The organism is Amycolatopsis sp. DG1A-15b (genome assembly GCF_030285645.1).
Lineage (GTDB): Bacteria > Actinomycetota > Actinomycetes > Mycobacteriales > Pseudonocardiaceae > Amycolatopsis.
Genome location: NZ_CP127296.1, coordinates 3,964,437 through 3,985,596, shown reverse-complemented (window position 1 = coordinate 3,985,596; position 21,160 = coordinate 3,964,437). Strand labels below are relative to the sequence as shown.

General features: G+C 73.3%; 15 protein-coding genes. 12 read left to right on the top strand and 3 right to left on the bottom strand.

The window, feature by feature from the left end:
• Positions 1 to 30: 30 nt before the first annotated feature.
• Positions 31 to 1,143: a nucleotide disphospho-sugar-binding domain-containing protein gene (locus tag QRY02_RS18110; RefSeq protein WP_285992710.1), complete on the top strand. Its 1,113-nt coding sequence runs from the start codon at positions 31 to 33 to the stop codon at positions 1,141 to 1,143.
• Positions 1,144 to 1,739: 596 nt separating this feature from the next.
• On the opposite strand, the gene QRY02_RS18105 is transcribed toward QRY02_RS18110, so the two are convergent.
• The gene (locus tag QRY02_RS18105; RefSeq protein WP_285992709.1) at positions 1,740 to 3,593 is read right to left on the bottom strand and encodes an AfsR/SARP family transcriptional regulator; all 1,854 of its coding nucleotides are present in this window, start codon (positions 3,591 to 3,593) and stop codon (positions 1,740 to 1,742) included.
• A 487-nt stretch (positions 3,594 to 4,080) separates the two neighbouring features.
• Positions 4,081 to 5,388 (bottom strand): lipopolysaccharide biosynthesis protein RfbH, encoded by a 1,308-nt coding sequence (gene rfbH / locus QRY02_RS18100; protein WP_285992708.1) that lies wholly within the window; start codon positions 5,386 to 5,388, stop codon positions 4,081 to 4,083.
• A gap of 205 nt (positions 5,389 to 5,593) precedes the next feature.
• Between rfbH and QRY02_RS18095 the strand changes: the two genes are divergently transcribed.
• The 5 genes from QRY02_RS18095 to QRY02_RS18075 all read left to right on the top strand — a co-directional run bounded on the left by QRY02_RS18095 (position 5,594) and on the right by QRY02_RS18075 (position 10,646).
• Complete coding sequence (locus tag QRY02_RS18095) at positions 5,594 to 6,769, top strand: nucleotide disphospho-sugar-binding domain-containing protein (RefSeq protein ID WP_285992707.1); 1,176 nt, start codon at positions 5,594 to 5,596, stop codon at positions 6,767 to 6,769.
• Positions 6,770 to 6,843: 74 nt separating this feature from the next.
• A complete protein-coding gene (locus tag QRY02_RS18090) occupies positions 6,844 to 8,022 on the top strand; it encodes a nucleotide disphospho-sugar-binding domain-containing protein (protein ID WP_285992706.1) in 1,179 nt (392 codons plus the stop codon).
• 10 nt (positions 8,023 to 8,032) lie between these two features.
• Positions 8,033 to 8,863, top strand: a complete 831-nt coding sequence (locus QRY02_RS18085) for a class I SAM-dependent methyltransferase (protein WP_285992705.1) — start codon at positions 8,033 to 8,035, stop codon at positions 8,861 to 8,863.
• Positions 8,863 to 9,840 carry an ABC transporter ATP-binding protein gene (locus QRY02_RS18080; RefSeq protein ID WP_285992704.1) on the top strand — a complete coding sequence of 326 codons (978 nt, stop codon included), beginning with the start codon at positions 8,863 to 8,865 and terminating at the stop codon, positions 9,838 to 9,840. Before QRY02_RS18085 ends, QRY02_RS18080 begins: the two co-directional genes overlap by 1 nt.
• Positions 9,837 to 10,646 (top strand): ABC transporter permease, encoded by an 810-nt coding sequence (locus tag QRY02_RS18075; RefSeq protein WP_285992703.1) that lies wholly within the window; start codon positions 9,837 to 9,839, stop codon positions 10,644 to 10,646. The genes QRY02_RS18080 and QRY02_RS18075 overlap by 4 nt, the downstream gene beginning before the upstream one ends.
• A 183-nt stretch (positions 10,647 to 10,829) precedes the next feature.
• On the opposite strand, the gene QRY02_RS18070 is transcribed toward QRY02_RS18075, so the two are convergent.
• On the bottom strand, positions 10,830 to 11,963 hold the full coding sequence (locus QRY02_RS18070; protein ID WP_285992702.1) for a glycosyltransferase: 1,134 nt from the start codon (positions 11,961 to 11,963) through the stop codon (positions 10,830 to 10,832).
• A 238-nt stretch (positions 11,964 to 12,201) separates the two neighbouring features.
• Between QRY02_RS18070 and QRY02_RS18065 the strand changes: the two genes are divergently transcribed.
• Genes QRY02_RS18065 through QRY02_RS18040 form a run of 6 tightly spaced genes read left to right on the top strand, consistent with a single transcriptional unit; the run spans position 12,202 to position 21,156 of the window.
• Complete coding sequence (locus tag QRY02_RS18065; protein ID WP_285992701.1) at positions 12,202 to 13,362, top strand: nucleotide disphospho-sugar-binding domain-containing protein; 1,161 nt, start codon at positions 12,202 to 12,204, stop codon at positions 13,360 to 13,362.
• A 43-nt stretch (positions 13,363 to 13,405) separates the two neighbouring features.
• Entirely contained in the window at positions 13,406 to 14,533 is a 1,128-nt protein-coding gene (locus tag QRY02_RS18060; protein WP_285992700.1) for a glycosyltransferase, read from the top strand.
• A 1-nt stretch (position 14,534) separates the two neighbouring features.
• Positions 14,535 to 15,728: a nucleotide disphospho-sugar-binding domain-containing protein gene (locus QRY02_RS18055; RefSeq protein ID WP_285992699.1), complete on the top strand. Its 1,194-nt coding sequence runs from the start codon at positions 14,535 to 14,537 to the stop codon at positions 15,726 to 15,728.
• Entirely contained in the window at positions 15,728 to 16,912 is a 1,185-nt protein-coding gene (locus QRY02_RS18050; RefSeq protein ID WP_285993859.1) for a nucleotide disphospho-sugar-binding domain-containing protein, read from the top strand. The genes QRY02_RS18055 and QRY02_RS18050 overlap by 1 nt, the downstream gene beginning before the upstream one ends.
• Positions 16,913 to 16,948: 36 nt before the next feature.
• Positions 16,949 to 20,011: an AMP-binding protein gene (locus QRY02_RS18045; RefSeq protein ID WP_285992698.1), complete on the top strand. Its 3,063-nt coding sequence runs from the start codon at positions 16,949 to 16,951 to the stop codon at positions 20,009 to 20,011.
• Positions 20,008 to 21,156: a class I SAM-dependent methyltransferase gene (locus QRY02_RS18040; protein ID WP_285992697.1), complete on the top strand. Its 1,149-nt coding sequence runs from the start codon at positions 20,008 to 20,010 to the stop codon at positions 21,154 to 21,156. The genes QRY02_RS18045 and QRY02_RS18040 overlap by 4 nt, the downstream gene beginning before the upstream one ends.
• Positions 21,157 to 21,160 lie beyond the last annotated feature (4 nt).

Below are 21,160 nucleotides of genomic sequence, written 5' to 3'. Positions count from 1 at the left end.
CGGCCACGTCCTTCTTCCCCGGAGTGTCCCATGCGAATCCTGGTGACCAGCTATCCCGCCGTCTCCCACCTCTACCCGATGGTGCCGCTCGCCTGGGGGCTGCGGGCCGCCGGGCACGAGGTGCGGGTGGCGGCGGCGCCGTCGTTCGCGGCCGCGGCGCGCCGCACCGGGCTTCCGGTGCTACCCCTGGGCGAGGACGTCGACGGGACGGTGGCCTGGCAGGGGTTCGACCCCCGCGCGGGCGACCGCACCGAGCGGACGATGCGGATGTTCCGGTTGACCGCCCAGGGCTGGGCCGGCGCGCTCGTGGGGGTCGCCCGTGACTGGGCGGACGTCGTCCTGTTCGACCCGCGCGAGTACGCGGGCCCGGTCGCGGCCGCGGTGGCGGGCATCCCGTCGGCGCGGGTGCTCTACGGGGTCGACCACACCTACGCCCAGCGCGCGGGGGAATGGCCCCTGCTGGCCCCGCTGTGGGACGAGCGGGGCCTCGGCGAGCCGGACCCGGCGGGCACGGTGACGATCGATCCGTGCCCGGCGGCCCTGCAGCTGGAGACCCCGGGTTCGGCGTGGCCGTTGCGCACCATCCCCTACAACGGCTCGGCCGTGATCCCCCGATCGGCCGCCCCGGCGGGCCGTCCCCGCGTATGCCTGACCTGGGGCGCCTCGTTCGGGGGCACCACGGGCAACCTGGACCCGGTCCGGGTGGCGCTGGCGGGGCTCCTCCGCTGCGGGGCCGAGGTGCTCGTCGCGGTGGCACGCGGCCAGCGGCCACTGCTGGGCGAGCTGCCCACCGGCGTCCGGGTGCTGGAATCGGTGCCGCTGCACACGATCCTGCCGGGCTGCGCCCTGGTCGTGCACCAGGGCGGCGCGGGCACGGCGCTCACGGCTGCGGCCTGCGGGGTGCCGCAGCTGGTGGTCCCGTTCAAGGGCGACCAGGTCACGCACGCCGGACGGGTGGCGGCCGCGGGCGCCGGCGTCCTGCTCCCGGCGGCGGAGCTCACCCCGGAGGCGGTGGCTTCGGCTGCTTTCGAGGTACTCGCGGATGCGGGTTACACCCGGCGGGCGGCGGAGATCGCGGCGGAGAACCGTTCGCGTCCCGCTCCGGCGGCGGTGGTGGCGCAGCTGGAGTTCCTGGTCGGGTGAGGCGGGGCCGGTGGGGAGAGATTGGCCGCCGGTGCGTGCCGAGCCTCGGGGACCGCAAGTCGCCGACCGGAGTGGCCGGCACACCGACGGGAACGGCCGACACGCCGGGATTACCCCCGTGTCGGCCGTTCCGATCACCGTGTTCGCCGCTCCGGTGGTGAGCCTGGGGTTCGCCGGATCAGGCGGCGGTGGTGGCGCAGCTGGAGTTCCTGGTCGGGTGAGGCGGGGCCGGTGGGGAGACGTTGCTCGCCGGTGCCTGCTGAGCCTCGGGGACCGCAAGTCGCCGACCGGAGTGGCCGGCACACCGACGGGAACGGCTGACACGCCGGGAGTACCCCGTGGGGACTGCAAGTCGCCGACCGAAGTGGCCGGCACACCGACGGGAACGGCTGACACGCCGGGAGTACCCCGTGGGGACTGCAAGTCGCCGACCGAAGTGGCCGGCACACCGACGGGAACGGCCGACACGCCGGGAGTGCCCCCGTGTCGGCCGTTCCGATCACCGTGTTCGCCGCTCCGGGCGGCAAAGCGTGCGGTTCGCCGGAGCCGGCGGGGTGGTCCTCCACGAAGCCACTCCGCCGGTCCCGGTCACCGGTTCAGCCGGGGACGGCGATCCCGGTCTCCGCTTCGCGCGGGATGGTGGCGACCACCTGGAGCAGGTGCGACGGCCGTTCCGTCCCGGTGCAGAAGTCCTTGAACAGGGGCGGCAGGGAGTAGTGGAACTCCAAGCCGTCGGCCTGGACCCGGACCCGCAGCATGTTCGCCGCCACCAGCCGGTCGAGGGCGTCCTCCGCCTCGCGTTCGCTCCCTTCCACGACCGCGACCGCGTTCTTCGCCGTGAAGCAGTCCAGTCCGGACTCGCACAGCCGGGTCAGCACCTGCCGGTCCCGGGGCTCGAGCGCGGCGAGGTCCTCCCGGAACGGCCCGTGCAGGTCGACACCCGCGGCCTGCAGCTCCGGGCGCAGCCCGTCGTCGCCGATGACGCGGGCCGCCAGCTTGGTCACCGGCCAGTGCCGGTTGACCGACAGGCGCTCGCCCAGCGCGCGCAGCGCCACCGGGAGACCGCCGCAGCGGTGGACCACCGCGGCCACCGTGCCGCGCTCGTGCAGGATGTTCCGCGAAGTGACCACTTTGGACATGAGCGTGACACCGTCGTCGGTGGACATCGGCTCCAGCAGCATCGGCACCACCCCCGGCAGCGAGCCGGTGAGCCGCCGTCCGGTGGCCAGCACCACCCAGCGGCCGCCGGGCAGCAGCGGCCGGATCTGCGCGGCCGACGAGACGTTGTCGAGCAGGATCAGCCCGCAGCCACCGGCGGTCCTGGTGCGGAACAGCTTGGCGCGCTCGGCCTCGCCCGCGGGCACGTCCGCCGCGGGGACGCCGAGATCGGTCAGGAACCCGCCGAGGACGTCGGCCGGCTCGGTGCCCGGGCCGAACTCGGCGAACAGCTGGCCGTCCGGGAACCGCGACCGGGCCGCGTGCGCGGCCCGCACCGCGAGCACCGTCTTGCCCACCCCGGTCATCCCGGTCACCGCGAACGTCCGGCCGGCCGACCCCTCGGGGGTGAGGAGCCGGTCCAGCTCGGCCAGCTCGGCGGTCCGGCCGGTGAAGTCCGACAGGTCCGCGGGCAGCTGCGCCTGGACGATGTTCCGCGGCGCCGCCGCGGTCCCCGCCCGCACCACCGGCGTCACCTGGCGCAGCGAGGGGGAGTCCGAGAGGACGTTCTGGTGCAGCCGCTGCAGGGTCGGCGAGGGATCGATCCCCAGTTCGTCGTCGAGGCAGCGCCGGACCTCGTGGTAGACCTGCAACGCCTGCGACCGCCGGTCGCACCGGTACAGCGCGAGCATCAGCTTCGCGTACAGGTCCTCGTGAAGCGGGTATTTCGCGATCAGCCCGCGCAGCTCGCCGACCAGCTGGTGGTGCCGGCCGATCTGCAGGTCGGCTTCGACCCGCATCCCCAGCGCCTGCAACCAGGCCTCGTTGAGCTTGGCGGCGTGCGCGTCGAGCAGCGGTCCACGCTGGACGTCGCACAACGCGTCGCCCCGCCACAGCGCGGTCGCCCGGTGGAGCAGCTGCGAGGCGCGCAGCGGGTCACCCGCCTCCAGCGCGTTCTTGGCGGTGCCGGCCAGCTGCTCGAACTCGTCGGCGTCGACGCTTCCCGGCGCGATCCGGGCCAGGTAGCCCAGCGGTTTCGTCACCAGCACGCCGTCGTGGCTGTTGCCGGCGGCGCAGAACAGCTTGCGCAGTTGGTAGATGTAGGTCTGCAAGGTGGTCAGTGCGCTCGCCGGCGGGTTCTCCGGCCAGATCTCTTCGATGAGCGAGGTCACCGGCACCAGGCCGCCGTGGCAGAGGACAAGCAGCGCCAGGACGCTGCGCTGCTTCGGTGCGGTCGGTGTGAGCAGCCGGTCTTCGTGGGTCACCTCGAAGGTGCCCAGGGTATTGAATCTCATGACTTCCCCCAGCGGTAGGCATAAGAACATGTAACCGGAGGACGATGATTCGACTATCCGGCAAAACGGTGAAATAGCCGATCCTCATCCCCAGTCCGGTGCAAAAAGGCTGCCCTCACCCCAGATTTAGCGTCTTCGCACCGTGTGGCTGACAGTATTCGCCGCTGGTGGCGGTGTCAAGATTTCCCCGAGAGGGCCAAACGATGGTTGGAAGACCCTCAGGGGGGCCGGCTGGGGTGCCGTGAAGTCCCGGTGAGCAGCGACGACCCGACGTCCTGAGGATTCGCGAGTATTCTTCCGTTTTCCCGTTAGATCCGTTTTATCCGGATGGTCGGGCGCGTCACGAGCAGTGAATATAAATGCACTCCCGGTATCCGCGGTGGCAAAGATTGCCGTGAACCTCAATTCTATCTTAAGTCTTCACAATGTGAAAAGAAAAGCGCCTCTCGGAACGGTGGTAGTTCCGAGAGGCGCCGGGGAGGCTCGTTCAGTGGGTGGCGACGAACTCCTTGAGGGTGCCGATGACGAACTCGATCATTTCCGGGGTGATGCCCGGATACACGCCGATCCAGAACGTCCGCTCGGTGACGATGTCGCTGTTGGCCAGCGAGCCGGAGATGCGGTGCGGCCGGTCCAGGTAGGCCGGGTGCCGGGTGAGGTTGCCGGCGAACAGCCGCCGGGTCCGGATCGCGTTGGCCTCCAGGTGGGCGATCACCTCGCCGGCCGTGAAGCCCGCGTCCGGGCGCACCGTGATCACGAACCCGAACCAGCTCGGGTCGCTGCCCGGGGTCGGCTCGGGCAGCAGCAGGCCCGGCAAGCCGTCGAGGCCTTCGCGCAGCTGCCGCCAGTTCTGCTTCCTCGCCTCGATGAAGTCGGGCAGTTTCGCCAGCTGGCTCAGCCCCAGCGCGGCCTGCAGGTCCGTGCTCTTGAGGTTGTACCCGAGCTGCGAGAACACGTACTTGTGGTCGTAGCCCGGCGGCAGCGTGCCCAGCGAGAAATCGAACCGCCGCAGGCAGCGGTCGTCCTCGCCGGGCTCGCACCAGCAGTCGCGGCCCCAGTCGCGCAGGGACCTCGCCAGCCGCTCCAGCTTCAGGTCCGAAGTCAGCAGGCAGCCGCCCTCGCCCATGGTCAGGTGGTGGGCCGGGTAGAAGGACACGGTGGAGAACTTGCCGAACGTCCCGGTCAGCCGGCCCTGGTAGGTCGACCCGACGGCGTCGCAGTTGTCCTCGATCAGGTAGCACCCGTGCCGCTCGGCGAGCTCGGCGATCTCCGCGACCGGGAAGGGGTTGCCGAGGGTGTGCGCGATCATGATCGCGCGGGTGCGCGGCGAGAACGCGGCTTCGACCCGTTCGGCCGTCGTGTTGTAGGTGCCGAGCTCGATGTCGACGAACACCGGGACGAGGCCGTGCTGCAGGATCGGGTTCACCGTGGTCGGGAACCCGGCCGCGACGGTGATCACCTCGTCACCGGGCCGCAGCCGGGCGTCGCCGAGCTGGGGCGCGCACAGCGCGCTGATCGCCAGCAGGTTCGCCGACGAGCCCGAGTTGGTGAGCAGCGCCTTGCGCCGCTTGAGGGTCCGGGCGAACGACGACTCGAACTTGGCCGCGATCCCGCCGGAGGCGATCCGGAGGTCGAGCGCGGCTGTCACCAGCGCCACGCGGTCGTCCGCGTCGAGCACCGCGCCCGAGGACAGGATCGGCGTTTCGCCGGGGACGAACTTCTCCGGCCCGGGGGCCTGTGCGTCGTGGTAGCCGCGGACCTGCTCCAGCAGGAGCGATCTCGCTGAATCGGCCATGTCGTATCCCCTGCGCTCGAGAGCGGGTGTCGAAAAGCTGCCGAAGTGTCGCGATGGCGGCTATAGACCCGCTCGACCCCGGCTCGCGAGCGGGCGGCTGGACGGCGAATCCAGTGCGGCCCGATGGCGCCTTGGTCCGGTGTGGCGGTGATCGATGGCTCGCCCGCGCGCAAGGGTGCCGCGGACGTGACGTGCTGGAGGAAGTGTGAGCACTGGCGGCCGGCGGCCGAGGGCGATGCGCGTGCTGTTCGTCATGTGGGGCTGGCGCACCCACCTGCATCCGGTCGCTCCGCTCGCGTGGGCGCTGCGCGGAGCCGGGCACGAGGTCAGAGTGCTCGGGCAGCCCGCGCTCGGCCCGGCGATCACCGAGCTCGGGCTGACCGCGGTCGCCGCCGGCCCCGACCTCGACGTGCTGCCGGAGTTCCGGAAGTTCGTCCTGCCCGCCGAAGCCCGGCCCGCGCCGGAGCCGCCGGCCGACGGGGTGCCCCGGGCGTTGAAGCTGTTCGCGCGGCTGGCCGCCGAGATGGCGGGCGACGCCGTGCGGTTCGCCCAGGCCTGGCGACCCGACCTCGTGGTCGCCGAACCGACGGCGTTCGCCGGGCCGCTGGTGGCGGCCGCGCTCGGGATCCCGTCGGTCCGCCACCTCTACGGGCCCGACCTGGTGGCGCGGGCCGCCCGGTTCCTGCCCGGCCTGCTGGAACCGATCGGGGGACGGCTCGGTGTCGGGCCGGTCGACCCGCTCGCCGGCACCACGATCGACCCGACACCGTCGTGCCTGCACGCTCCGGGCGACCTGCCGCGGCGGCTGGTCCGCTACCTGCCGTGCTCGGGTCCGGAGCGGGCCGAGGTGGTGCTCGGCCCGGTGGCGCGGCCCCGGGTGTGCGTCACCTGGGGACACACGATGGAACTGCTCGGCCCGCAGTACTTCCTCGCGGGGGAGACCGCCCGCGCGGTGGCCGAACTGGACGTGAACGTCGTGCTGGCGGTTTCGGCGCGGCAGCGCGCGCTGCTCGGGGACCTGCCGCCCTCCGTGTCGGTGTTCGTCGACCCGCCGCTGGACCGGCTCCTCGCCCACTGCGACGTGCTGGTGTCCCAGGGCGGGGCGGGCAGCGTCCTGACCGGGCTCGCCGCCGGGCTGCCCCAGGTCGCCGTGGGGCAGCTGCCGGACCACCTGGCGATCGCGCGGCGGATCGAGGCCGCGGGCGCGGGCCGCGCGCTGGCGGCCGCGGAGTTCAGCGCGGCGACGGTCGCCGGCGCGGTGTTCGACGTGCTGCAGCGGAGCGGGTTCGCGGCGGCGGCGCGCCGGGCGCGGCTGGAGAACGAGGACCGGCCCGCCCCCGCCGAGCTCGTCGCGGAGCTGCGGTCGCTCGCCGGGAGGTGAGCGATCCTCCAGCCGTGCCCCAAGCCTGCCTGCGAAGTTCCTGACATACGGCGTCTCAGAAAGGAAGTACGCGAATGCGCGTGCTCTTCTCCGCGTGGGCGTGGCCCCCGCACTACTACCCGATGGTTCCGCTGGCCTGGGCGCTGCGCAACGCGGGGCACGAGATCCGGGTCGCCGGTCCGCCCGCGCTCGCCGAGGCGATCACCATGTCCGGCCAGCCCGCCGTCGAAGTCGGCGAGGACTGCGACTTCAGCCAGCTGACGCGCGACACGATGCACATCGACCGGGACGCGCCGGCGACGGTGGAGCTGTGGAAGCAGCTGCGCAAGCCCAAGGGCGAACGCGCGCTGCAGATGTTCGCCGACATCGCCGAGACCATGGTCGACGGCCTGGTCGAGTTCGCCCGCGCCTGGCAGCCGGACCTGGTCGTGCACGGCCCGACCACCTACGCCGGCCCGATCGCCGCCGCCGCGGTCGGGGTGCCGAACGTGCGGGTGCTGATGGCGCCGGACATCGCCTACCGCGGCCGGGACATCGAGCCGGTCCTCCTGCGCGGGCTCGCCGAGCGCTTCGGCGTCACCGAGTTCAGTCCACAGGGGACGCTCACGGTCGACCCGTGCCCGCCGAGCATCCAGCTCCCGACGGACTACCCCAAGCAGCTCATGCGCTACATCGCCTACAACGGCCCGGCCGAGGTGCCGCAGTGGCTGCTGGAGCCGCCGGCCCGGCGCCGGGTCTGCATCACCTGGGGCACCACCCTGGCGAAGGTGAACCCGAACCTGGTGCTGGCCGGGCAGATGCTGGAGGCGGTCGCCGGGATCGACGCCGAGGTCGTCGTGACCGTCGCGCCTTCGCACCGCGAACACCTCGGCCCGATCCCCGACGGCATCCGGGTGGTCGACGCGCTGCCGCTGCACCTGCTGCTGCCGACCTGCGACCTGATGATCCACCAGGGCGGCAACGGGACCACGATGACCGGGGTCGTCAACGGGGTCCCGCAGCTGATCGTGCCGCAGTTCCCCGACCAGGCGTTCGTGGCGAACCAGCTGGCGCCGACCGGGGCGGCCGCGGTGCTGCTGCCCGAGGATGCCGGGCACGACACCGTCCGCGGGCTGGTCACCGACCTGCTCCAGACCCCCCAGTGGCGCGACGACGCCCGGCGGCTGGCCGACGAGGCCAACGCCCAGCCCGCGCCCACCGAGATCGTGCCGGTGCTGGAACGTCTGGCCGCACGTGAGCACGCGACCGTCTGAGAGGTGAACCATGCTGGCACGCAAGGATCTTCCCGCCGAGTTCGAGGCGTGGAACGAGAAGTGGGGTGCGCCCTACGGACACCGGTCCGCGCGGCTGCTCGCCGAAGGCAAGCGGCCTCAGCAGCGGCCCCTGGAGGCGCTGGCCGATCCCGCGAACCCGGACTACGGCCCGTTCGCCTTCCAGTACGCGAGCGGCACCCGGGCGCACGAGTACCCGTGGGCGTTCGCCGTCGCGGAGTTCACCCCGGGCATGCGGGTGCTCGACGTCGGCAGCGGGCTGAGCGGCCTGCAGTTCGTCGCCGCGCTCGAAGGCTGCTCGGTGGTCAACGTCGACCCGTCGGCCCGTGAGGACTACAACGTCTGGACCGACCCGGGCTACCTGCCGCTGTCGCCGCGCGAGCACCAGCTGCTCAACACCACCTTCGGGACCGACGTCGAGCTGGTCGCGGCCCGCCTGCAGGACGCGGACCTCGAGCCGGAGTCGTTCGACCGGGTGCTGTGCCTGTCCGTCCTGGAGCACGTGGACCTCGCCGAAGGCGCCGACATCGTGCGAGCGAGCACGCGGCTGCTGAAGCCGGGCGGCAAGCTGGTCCTGACGGTGGACGCCTTCCTCGACCTCCGGCCGTTCGGCGTGCTGGAGAAGAACATGTGGGGCATCAACCAGGACGTCGGCGCGCTGATCGAGGCGAGCGGGCTGGAGCTGGAGACCGGCGACCCGCGGGAGCTGCTCGGCACGCCGGAGTTCGACTTCGAGCACGTGGTGAAGTCGCTGCCGGAAGTGCTCGTCTCCGCGATGTACCCGGTGATGAGCCAGTCGCTCGTGCTGCGCAAGCCCGTGTGATGGCGGGATTGCGAAGCCCCGCCCGGCCCGTCGTGGCCGGGCGGACGGCCTCCGTCGTGACGGCGACGGGGCTGCGGAAGGTCTACCCGGCGAAACGGGGCCCGGTCGAGGCGGTCGCCGGGATCGACCTCGACGTCCGCGCGGGGGAGTTCTTCGGCCTGCTCGGCCCGAACGGCGCCGGGAAGTCGACCACGATCGGCATGCTGACGACGCTGGTGCGGCCCACCGCCGGCAGCGTGCGCATCGCCGGCTTCGACACCGCGCGCGAGCCGGTCCAGGTGCGCCGGCGGATCAGCCTGGTGAGCCAGACCAACTCCGTCGACCGGGAGCTGACCGTCGAGGAGAACCTGCGTTACCGGGCCCGGTACTGGGGCGGCACCCGCGCGGCGGCGCGGCGGCGCGCGGACGAGCTGCTGGAGCAGTTCGGCCTCGGCGACCGCCGGGGCGCGATGTTCTACCAGCTCTCCGGCGGGCAGCTGCGCCGGATGATGATCGCGCGGGCGCTGGTGCAGCGTCCGGAGATCCTCTTCCTCGACGAACCCACCGCGGGCATCGACCCGCACAGCCGGGTCAACGTCTGGGACGTGCTCGGCGAGCTGCACGCCTCGGGCCAGACGATCGTGCTCACCACGCACAACATCGAGGAGGCCGAGCGGTTCTGCCGCCGGGCGGCGATCATCGACGGCGGGCGCGTGCTCGTGTGCGACGAAGTGTCGGCGCTGATCGCCTCCGCCGGCGGGGTGTCGCTGGTGACCGCGACCTACGACGGGCCGGTGTCCGGAATGGACTTCGGCTCGCTGCCGGTGGTGCGGGACGGCGCTTCGGTCCGGGTGTCCACGCCCGAGACCGACGGGCTGATCGCGGAGCTGGTCGCCCTGGGCGCCGCGGCGGGCCGCCGGCTGCTGGACGTGACCACGGCCCGGCCCAGCCTCGAAAGCGCGTTCCTCACCCTGACCGGAAGGGCGTACCGGGCATGACCACGATCAGAACGCCGGCGGTGTCCCCGGCCCGGGTGTTCTTGGCCTTCCTCGCACGGGACGTCCACGTGGTGTTCCGCAAGCAGCTCGGCGGGCTGCTCGGCCGGGTGCTGGTCCAGCCGTTGCTGACGGTGTTCGTGTTCTCCTACGTGCTGCCCTCGATCTCCGGCGGGATCGGCGGGACGTCGGGCACGGTGCTGGCACCCGGGATCCTCGCCAACTCGATGCTGTTCGCCGGCCTGCTCGGCGTGACCGTGCCGCTGATCACGGAACTGTCCTACCCGAAGTCCATCCAGGACCGGTTGCTCACCCCGGTCCCGGTGTGGGCGGTGGGGGTGGAGCGGGTCGTCAGCGGCGCGGTGCAGTCGCTGTTCGCGGCGGTGCTGGTGCTGCCGATCGTGACGTTCCTGCACGCGCCGGGCCAGGTCCCCGACCTGTCCTATTCGAACTGGCCGCTGCTGGTGCTGATGCTGCTGCTGGGCTCGGTGTTCTCCGCCGCCCTCGGCCTGCTGCTCGGCTCGGTGGTGGAACCCGCGCAGGTGAACGTGCTGTTCAGCATCATCATGATCCCGCTGATGATGCTCGGCTGCGTGTACTACCCGTGGGCGGCGCTGGGCTCGGTGCGCTGGCTGCAGATCGCGGTACTGGCGAACCCGGTGGTGTACCTGAGCGAGGCGCTGCGGGCGGCGTTGACGCCGGACGTGCCGCACCTGTCGGCTTGGGTGGTGCTGCTGGTGCTTCTGGGCGGCACGGCGGGCGTGGGCTGGTTCGGGCTGCGGGCGTTCCACCGGGCCGTGCTGGGCTGAGCGCGCTCGGTGCCCTCGGTTGCCGGCCGCGCGGCAAGGATCCTGGCCCGGGCTCGGGCCAGGATCCTTGCCGCGGGTGGGGTCAGGTCGGCAGCGCTCGGGTCAGGCGTGTTCGCAGGCCGGCCGGGCTGAACCCGCCGGGCGGCCCGGCAGGACGCCGGCCGGCCCGTGGACCGGCCGTGCTCAGCGAGCCAGGGCGACGAGCCCGTCGACGACCTCGGCCGGGCTGGGCTGCTCCCGGCTCTGCCGCGCCAGCCCGGCCGCGGCTTCGCGGTAGGCCGCGTCGCCGAGGATCTCGGCCGCCGCCGTCCGGATCGTCTCGGTGTCCGCCTCGGCGAGGTCCAGCTTGATGCCCGCGTCCGCTGCCGATACCAGGGTCGAGATGAGGCGCTGGTCCGGCAGCTGGGGGATCATCAGCTGCGGGGTTCCGCAGGACACCGCCGTCAGTGCGGTGCTCGGGCCCGCCTGCGAGATCAGCAGGTCGCAGCTGGGCAGCAGGGTGTGCAGCGGGATCCGTTCGACGATCCGGACGTTGCCCGGGACCGGGCCGACCGCGGCCCGGTCGTCGCCGGCCACCGTCGCCACCACCTCGACCGGCAGCCCCGCCACCGCGTGGACGAGCCGGTCGATGACGCATTCGTAGAACGCCAGCTGGGAACTGGTCGTGCCGTAGGTCACGCAGATCCGCGGCCGGGTCCGCGGCCCGGCCGCCCACGCCGGCAGCACCGTCGCGCCGTTGAACGGGACGTAGCGCATGTGCCGCCGGGTGAAGTCGCCGGGCACCTGCAGGGCGGGCGGGCAGTGGTCCACCGTCACCGCACCCGCCACGTCCACTGTGGACAGCCCGAGTGAGGATGCGGTCGCGGCGAGCGCCGCGGGTTCGAAGGACCGGAGGTAGGAGAGGATGTCGACGCCCCACAGGTGGCGCACGGCGGGAACGCCCAGCGCGGTCGCGACCAGCGCCGCGGCGTAGGTGCTCTCCTCGAACACCACCAGGTCCGGCCGCCAGGACCGCATCAGCGCCAGCAGCGGGCCGGCCATCTTCTCCGCTATCCCGGCGTAAGCGGACACCGTGCGGGACTCCTTGCCCGAGCCGCGCACCCGGGGGTCCTCCGCCAGCAGCCGGGTCACCACCGGCTCGATCTCCTCGTCCCGCCCGATGGCCACGGCGGGCAACCCGGACGCCTGGACCACCGGGACGAGGGACGGCTGGCTCGCGACCCGGACGTCGTGGCCGGCGGCCCGGAAGGCCCAGCCCAGGGTCACCATGGGCTGGTAGTGCGTCGGCCACGCCCACGTGCAGAACAGAATTCGCATGCCCGCACGATCCCTTCCCCGCCTCGGGAACGGCTCGAACCCGCTTCGCCACCGCCCACCGGCCCACCCATCCTGGACCCGGACTCCAGCCGGTCTCGCGACGGTGGCCGGACTGCTGTGTCGATCGCTGCCGATCCGGCCACAGTCACGGCCGAATGGCTTCGTGGCAACGGTTACGTGCGGCGTGGGGGGTCGGCCTGCTATGGCCGGATTGGTAACTGGGCGGAGGTGAACCGGCGTGCGCGTGCTGCTGGTGTCGTGGGCCTGGCCGTCCCATGTGCGGCCCCTGGTCCCGATCGGGTGGGCCTTCCGCGCGGCGGGACACGACGTCAGGTTCGCCACGCAGCCCCGGCTGACCGGCGCGGTGACCGGCGCGGGCCTGCCCGCGGTGTCCGTGGGCGGTGGCGGCGACCACACCGCGTTGCTGGCCCGCGCCATGCGCCCGATCCGGCCGGCCCCGGATGCCGGGCCCGCCCCGGGCCGCGGCACCGGCAAGCGGCTCGGCCTGTCGGTCGCGCTCGCCGAAGACATGGCAGGCGACCTCGAGGCGTTCTGCCGCAGCTGGGCGCCGGACCTCGTGCTCTACGAGCCGACGACCTACGCCGCGCCCCTGGTGGCCGCGAAACTCGGCTTGCCGCACGTGCGCGTGCTGTGGGGCGTCGACTTCCATTCCCCGGCCCGGGCCTTCGAAAACCTGGCCTTCGCCGAGCTGTGCGGGAAACTGGGGATCGGCGGCTTCGACTCGGCCGGCACCGTCACCGTGGACCCGTGCCCGCCGTCGTTGCAGGTCGAAGTGCCCGGCCGCGTCCTGCGCACGAGGTACGTGCCCTACAACGGGACCGGCGCCGTGCCGGGCTGGCTGTGGACCGAGCCACGCCACCCCCGGGTGGTGCTCACCTGGGGCGTCTCACCGCAGTTCAAGGGACCGGAGGAATGGGCCGCCGCGGCGCGGCGGATGCGGGCGCTCGTGGCGGCGATCGCCCGGCCGGACCTCGACCTGGTGGTCGCGGTGCCGAGCACGGACGCCCTCGGCGCGGACCTGCCCGACGGCGTCCGCCTGGTCGAAAACCTGCCGTTGCACCTGGTGCTGCCGAGCAGCGCGGTGCTGATCTCCCGCGGCGGCGCCGGATCCATGATGACCGGTGTCGCGGCCGGCGTGCGGCAGGTCGTGGTGCCCGAGTACTTCCCGGATCTCGTGCCGGCCCAGCGGCTGGCCGCCACCGGCGCCGGTGCCCTGGTCGAAGACGACGACCCGGAGGCGGTGCGGGCGGCACTGGACGCGGTCCTCGCCGACGAGGCGGCCGCCGGTGCCGCCCGGCGGCTGCGGTCCGAGGTGGCCGCGCAGGCCACGCTCGACGAGACGGTCGGCGAACTGCGCACGCTGGCCGGCAGCCGGTGACCCCGTGATCCGCTCGACGGCCGTCGCCGGCCGAGGAGGCCGTATGCGTTTGCTGTTCGTGTCGTGGGCCTGGCCCTCGCACCTGTTCCCGATGGTCCCGACGGCGTGGGGACTGCGGCTCGCCGGGCACGAGGTCGTGCTCGCCTGCCCGCCGTCGCTGGTGCCGGTGGCGGCCCGGACCGGGCTGCCGGTGGCCCGGATCGGCGCCGACGTCGACCTCGCGCCGCGGATGAAGTCCTTCATGGACGGTGCGAAACCGCGCCGGGAGCGGCGGACCCCGCTCGACATGTTCGTCCCGGTCGCCGACGCCATGGCCGGCGACCTGCTCCGGTTCGCCCGCGACTGGCGCGCGGACGTCATCGTGCACGACCCGACGACCTACGCCGCCCCCGCCGTCGCCGCCGCGCTCGGCGTGCCTTCCGTGCGGCACCTGTGGGGCGTCGACTTCACCTACCCGCTGCGGATGTTCGAGGAAACCGCCTTCGCCGGCCTGTACGAACGCCTCGGCGCCGGCGCGTGCGTGGTCAGCGGGGACACCCCGACGCTCGACCCGTGCCCGCCGGGCCTGCAGCTGCCGGTGGAGTACACCCCGGTGCGGATGGCCTACCGGCCCTACAACGGCACCGCGGTCTACGAGCGCACGCTTCTGGACTGCCGAGCGGTGCCCCGGCTGTGCGTCACCTGGGGGACGACCAGCGGGAAGTTCGGCGCGGCCGGCTCGCTCCCCGGGCTCGTCTTCGCCGCCGCCGCCGACCTGGGCCTCGACGTCGTGTTCGCGACCTCGGGCGCCGAGGCGTTCGGCCCGGAGTACCCCAAGACCTGGCAGACCGTCGTGATGCAACCGCTCAACCTGGTGCTGCCGGGCTGCGACCTGGTGGTCCACCCCGGGGGATCGGGCAGTGCCCTCACCACCGTGCTCGCCGGGTTGCCGCAGGTGTGCCTGCCGCTCATCCCGGACCAGGAGACGAACGCGGCCCAGCTGGCCGGCGCCGGTGCCGGGGCGCGGGTCGGCGCCGCCGACGCGACGGTCGAAGCGATCCGGGACGTCCTCGCCGAGCTCCTGGCCGACCCCTCGTTCACCGAGGCCGCGGCCGCGCTGCGCGAGGAGTCCCGCGCGTTGCCGGACCCGGCCGCGGCGGGCGCCGGGCTGCTCGCCGCGGTGGGAGGCTGACGTGCGCGTCCTGCTGACCTCGTGGGCCTGGCCCACGCACTACTTCTGGCTCACGCCGATCGCGTGGTCCCTGCGGGCCGCCGGGCACGAGGTGCTCGTCGCGGTGCCGCCCGGCGCGGTGGCCGGGGTGACGCGCGGAGGTCTGCCGGCCGTCGCCGTCGGAGCCGACTTCGACGTGCTGCCGATCATCGAGAAGTACTACTGGGCCTCCCCGCTGGCCGAGGAGGCCGCGGCGGGCGAGCTGACCGACTGGGAGGCCGCCCGCGCGGCGGGTGAACAGCCGCTGGCGGTCTACGCGCTCATCGCGAAGGTCATGCAGGACGACCTGGTCGCGCTCGTCCGCCGGTGGCAACCCGGCCTCCTGGTGTTCGACGCGGTCACCTACGCCGGGCCGCTCGCCGCGGCCGCGTGCGGAGTGCCCGCGGTGCGCCAGATCTGGGGCGTGGACTACAGCTCGTACCTCAGCGGGTTCGCGCCGCGGGCGCTCGCCGCCCACCGGGCCGCGCTCGGCCTCGACGACCTCGACGTGCACGGGGCGGCCACGCTGGACCCGTGCCCGCCGAGCCTGCAGCGCCGCGACGGCGTGCGCCGGCTCTTCGCCCGGCACCTGCCGTTCAACGGCTCCGGCACCGTCCCGCGCTGGCTGCTCGACCCCCCGCGCCGCAAGCGGATCTGCGTCACCTGGGGCACCATCGCGCACGTGCTCGGCGAGCGCGCGTTCGGCGTGGACAAGGTGCTGGGCGCCTTCGCCGAGGTCGACGCCGAGGTCGTCTGCGCGGTGTCGCCCCGGGACCGCGTGCGGCTCGGCGTGCTCCCGGCGAACGTCCGGGTGGCCGAGAACCTGCCGCTGCACCTGCTGCTGCCCAGCTGCGACCTGATCGTCTCCCAAGGCGGCGCCGGCGCGGTCGCGTCGGCCGTCACGGCGGGCGTGCCGCAGGTGTGCGTGCCGCATTTCGGCGAGCACGTGCTCAACAGCCGGGCGATCGCGGACGCCGGCGCGGGCGAGCTGGTCCCGCTCGACGCCGCGACCGCGGATTCCGTGGAGGCCGCCGTGCTGCGGGTGCTCGGTTCGGCGTCGCACGAGAAGGCCGCGGCGGCGCTGGCCGAGGAGGCCGCCGCGCAGCCGGCACTGTCCGAAGTGGCCGCCGGGTTGCCGGAACTGGCCGGGGTGAAAGGGAGCGGCGCGTGCGGGTGATGTTCACCTTGTGGAACTGGACGACCCACCTCTACCCGATGGTGCCGCTGGCGTGGTCGTTGCGCGCGGCGGGGCACGAGGTGGTCGTGGCGACCCAGCCGGGACTGGTGCCCGCGGTGCGGGGCACCGGCCTGCCCGCCGTGGCGGTCGGCGCCGACGTCGACACCGCCGCGATGATGGGGCAGTACGTGCAGCGCGCGCGGCGGCACGACGCCCAGCTCGTGGAATGGGCGCAGATGCGCCGGTTCGGGCCGCGCAACTGCTGGCTCGGCGTCGCGGCGGCCGAGGCGATGACCGGCGGGCTCCACGACTTCGCCCGCGCGTGGCAGCCGGACCTGGTGGTGTTCGAGGCGACGACGTACGCCGGGCCGATCGTGGCGCGACTGCTCGGCGTGCCCGCGGTCCGGCACACCTGGGGGATCGACTACGCCTGCCTCACCCGGGAGTTCGAGGACGAAGCACTGGCGGACCTGTGCGCCCGGTGGGGCCTGCCGGGGGTCGAACCGCTGGGCGAGGTCACCGTCGATCCGTGCCCGCCGAGCGTGCAGGTGGTGGCGGGCGGGCCGGTCCCCGGCGTGCCCGAGGTGACCCGGCTGCCCATGCGGTACGTGCCCTTCAACGGCCCCGGGGTGCTGCCCGGCTGGCTGACCGATCCGCGGCGCGGCAAGCGGATCTGCGTCACCTGGGGGTTGTCGAACGGGCGGTTCGACAAGGAGCTCGTCGTCACCGGCCGGGTCGTCGAAGCCCTCGGCGGGCTCGGCGCCGAGGTGGTGGCCGCCGTGCCGGCGGCCGAGGGGGAAGCGATCGAGGCGGTCGCGCCGAACGTGCGGGTCGTGCGGGGACTGCCGTTCCACGCGCTGCTGCCGACCTGCGACGCGGTGGTCTCCCAAGGCGGGCTCGGCACGCTCTTGACGGCGGTCGCCGCCGGGGTACCCCAGGTCGTCGTGCCCCAGCGCGCGGACCTGATCCTCAACGCCCGTCAGCTCGCCGCGGCCGGTGCGGCCGATTTCGTTTTCCCCGGCGACGGTTTCGAGGAGCTCCTGACCGAAAAGGTGGCCGCCGTCCTGGCCGGTTCCCTCGACGACGGCGCCCGGAAGCTTTCGGCCGAGCTGCACGAGCTGCCCACACCGAACCAGATCGCCGCCCGGCTGCCGCTGCGCGAAGCGGCGTCGACCGCCGCTTGAGGCAGCGTGCCGAGGATGGCCGCCAAGGAGGAACAGATGACCACAGAGACGCTGTCCGTGCTGCACGGCCCCCGGGAGGCGTATTCCGGCGGCGCGCGCATCGAAGAGCTGGTCGTGCGCACCGCCGAGCGCTGCGGTGACGCGGTGGCGCTGCGGTGGCGGGAAACCGAAGTGACCTACGCCGAGCTCGTGGCGGACGCCGAGGTGGCGGCCTCGGCGCTGGCGGCGGCCGGGGTCGGCCCGGGTGACATCGTGGCGGTCCGGGCACCGCGTACCCCGCGCCTGGTCGCGGTGCTGCTCGGCGTGCTGCGCACCGGCGCCGCCTACGCCTGTGCACCCCCGGACTGGCCGCTGGACCGGGTGCGGCAGCTGATCGAGCGGACCGGGGCGAAGCTGCTGCTGAGCCACGAGCCGTTCGCCGGTGTGTCCACACTGGACATCGACGCACTGCCGGGCGGGGCACCGGTGCCCGCACACGGACTCGACGGCACGGCGCCGTTCTGCGTGTTCCTGACCTCCGGCAGCACCGGCGTGCCGAAGGCCGCGCTCGCGCCGCACAGCGGCGTCGCCCGCACCGCCCTCGACCGGCGGCACGGGCACGACGGCCGGATCGTCTCGCTGCAGCAGGCGAACCCGGCGTGGGACGTGTTCGCGTTCGAGCTCTGGGTGCCGTTGATCAAGGGCGGCACCGCCGTGCTCCACGACAGCGGGCACCTGAGCGGCCCCCAGGTGCGCGCGCGGATCGGCGAGGGCGTGACGCTCATCGCGATGGCGTCGACGCTGTTCAACGCGCTGGTGGACGACGACGTCGAGTGCTTCGCCGGCGCGCGGGTGCTGTTCGTCGGCGGCGAGCGGGCTTCGGCCGCGCACGTGAAGCGGTGCCTGCGCGCGCATCCCGGCCTGCGGGTGGTCAACGCCTACGGACCCGTGGAGAACACGGTGAGCACCACCGCGTGGTCCACCACGGACCCGGACTTCGGCGACGAAGTTCCGATCGGCACCCCGTCGGTGAACACCTCGGTGTACCTGCTCGACGAGGACCGCCGGATCGTCCCGGCCGGGCAGACCGGCGAGATCGTGACGGTCGGCGACGGCGTGTGCTTCGGGTACGTCGGCGACGAAGCCGAGACAGCGAAGCGGTTCGCCACGCTGGCCTTGGACGGGGTGCCCCGCCGCGCGTACTTCACCGGCGACCTGGCGCGGCTGGACGAAGCGGGCCGGCTGGTGTTCGTCGGCCGTCGCGACCGGCAGCTCAAGGTCCGCGGGGTCCGGATCGAAGCCGAGGAGGTCGAGCGGATCATCGAGGCGGTGCCCGGGGTCACCGCGGGCGTGGTGGTGCCGCTGCCGTTCGACGGAGCGCTGAAGACCAGCCTGGCCGCGTTCTACGTCGGCGAGGGCGTGCCGCCCGAGCTGGTGCGCAAGGCCGTTGCCGCGGTCCTGCCCGCCGGCTTCGTCCCCGACGTCGTCCTCGCCGTGGCCGAGCTGCCCAAGCTGCCCAACGGGAAGCTCGACCTGCGAGCCCTCGCCGAAGCGGCGGGTGCGGGCACCGCGGCGTCCACCGACGACGGCGTGGGCCTCGAAGCCACCCTCCGGGAGGTCGCCTCCGAGGTGCTCGGCTACCGGGTGGGCGTCGACGACGACGTCTTCGACCGGGGCGCCACCTCGCTCACCGCGATCCGCATCTCCACGCGGATCGGCGCGCTGTTCGGCCGGCTGGTCGCGGTGCCCGACATCCTCGCCGCGCGCACCCCGAAGGCCATCGCCGCGGCCGTGGCCGCGGCGCCGGCCCTCGAGCCCGGCGTCGCCGGCCACCACGACCCCGGACCGGAGACCGCGTACGAGCCGGACCACGTCCCGTTCACCGTCGCCGAGTTCTGGCACGCCCAGAAGCAGGCCGGTCACCTCGAGGAAGCCGTCGTGCCGGTGATCTACCGGGTACGCGGCGCCGTCGACCGGGCCGCGCTCGGCCGGGCCCTCGACCACGTCGTCGCCCGGCACGAGGTGCTGCGGGCCCGGTTCGCCGAGGGCGGCCGGACGCCGAAGGTGCGGATCCACCCCGCCGCCGAACTGGCCGGGTTGCTGACCGACCGCCCGGCGGCCACGACGGCGGACGCGGTCCGGGACGCGTGCGTCTGGGTGATGCGCCCGTTCGACCTGGGTGCCGACTTCCCCATCCGGGCCGCGTACTACCCGGTGTCCGCCACCGAATCGGTGCTCGCCGTGGGGATCCACCACATCTCGTTCGACGGGTGGTCCGGCCAGGTCTTCGCCGCGGACCTGGTCCGCGCCTACGGCGCCTTCCTCGCCGGGCGGCCCGGCCTGGCCGAGTGGCCGGCCAGCTACTACCGCGTTTCGGCCGAGCAGTGGGAGCAGTACCGCGACCGGTACCCGCTCGCGGTCTACACCAAGCAGTCGGCCATGGCCGACGCACCGGAGCTGCGCTTCCCGCTGCCCGGCCCCCGGCCGTGGGGCGGTCCGGCGGCCGAGGTCGGCCTCGACATCGACGAGGTGCTGCTGCCGGCGGTCGGCCGGGCCGCCGCCGCGGTCGGCGGCACCGTGATGGCCATCTTCTACGCGGCTTACGTGCTGCTCCTGCGGGAACTGACCGGCGAGCCGTCACCGGCGGTCGCGCTGCCGACCACCGGGCGGTTCACCGAGGAAGCCGGCGACGTCATCGGGTGCCTCGCGAGCATGGTCCCGATGCGCCCGCCCGCCGGGATCGACGACCCGGCCGAGCTCGCCGCGGCGGCCGCGCGGCAGCTGCAGGAGGTGATGCGGCCCCCGCTGGTGCCGCTCGCCGCGGTGATGCCGGCGATCCCCGAGGGCCACCAGCGGCATCCGCTGCTGCAGGCCTACCTGCTGCAGGAGGAGATGCCCCCGGCGGCGGTGCGGTTCGGCGACGCGCAAGCCGAGCTGGTCCGCGTGCCGCCGCGCAACGCCCTGCCGGAGATCACCTTGGAGCTGTGGCCGCACCCGGCCGTCGGCGGGGTGCTGCGGTACCGGACCGACGCGATCGGCGAGGAGCAGGCCCGTGGCCTCGCCGACCGGCTCATCGACCACGTGACGCAGGTCGTCCGTGCCCTGGAGGGAAAACTGTGACTTCCGAGAAGACCGTTACGCCCGACATCGAATCCCTGATCCGGGCCGCGAGCGGACGCCCGGACGAGGTCCGGGCCCGGCTGGACGCGCTCGGCCTCGCCCGGGTCGCCGAGCTCGCGGTGGCCGAGTGGACGCTGCGGCTCGACCCGCCCGTGAACCCGCTGGAAATCCGCATCGGACTGTCCGTTTCGGACGGAGGGGAGTCCGCGGACCACACGTGGGTGCTGCGGGCCGGCGAGCCGGTGCGCGTGCTGCCGGGAGCGCACCCCGGCTGCGACGTCCGGCTGCGTTACGACGCCGCGGACCTGATCACCGAACTGTGGGGTCCCTCGCGCGGGCGCTCGTCGCCCGCCCGCGCCTACGAACTGGCGACCGCGATGGACCCCCACTTCCCGCCCCGCGAACGCCAGCCCTCCATCGCCGCGGCGTCGGCCACCCTCACCGCGGCGCTGTCGGCGCGGGCCCCGGACCTGGGTGCGCTGGCCGTCCGGTACGGCTCGGACAAGTGGGGCCAGACGCACTGGTTCACCCAGCACTACGAGCGCCATTTCGCGCCGCTGCGCGAGGAACCGGTGCGGTTGCTGGAAATCGGCGTCGGCGGCTACGAGGACGAGGAGTCCGGGGGCGGTTCGCTGAAGATGTGGCGCCGCTACTTCCCGCGGGCCTCGGTGTTCGGGCTCGACTACTTCGACAAGTCCCGGTTCTCCGGACCGCGGCTGACCGTGGTGCGCGGTGACCAGAACGACCCGGCCCAGCTCGCCGCGCTGGCCAAGGAGCACGGCCCGTTCGACATCGTGATCGACGACGGCAGCCACATCAACGAACACGTGCTCACGTCGTTCCGGGCGCTGTTCCCGTACGTGCGCACCGGGGGCTTCTACGTGATCGAGGACCTGTGGACCTCGTACCTGCCGGGCTACGGCGGTGACGACCGCGACTTCGGGGTGCCCACGACGATGCTCGGGTTGCTGAAGACGCTGCTGGACGACCTGCACCACCAGGAGCGTGACACCGACGGCGAGCCGTCGGCGACCGAGTCCGGGCTGGTCGGCATGCACGTCTACCACAACATCGCGTTCCTGGAGAAGGGCCGCAACGCCGAAGGCGGCATCCCGCGGTGGATGCCCCGCGCTCCGCACTGGTGACCCC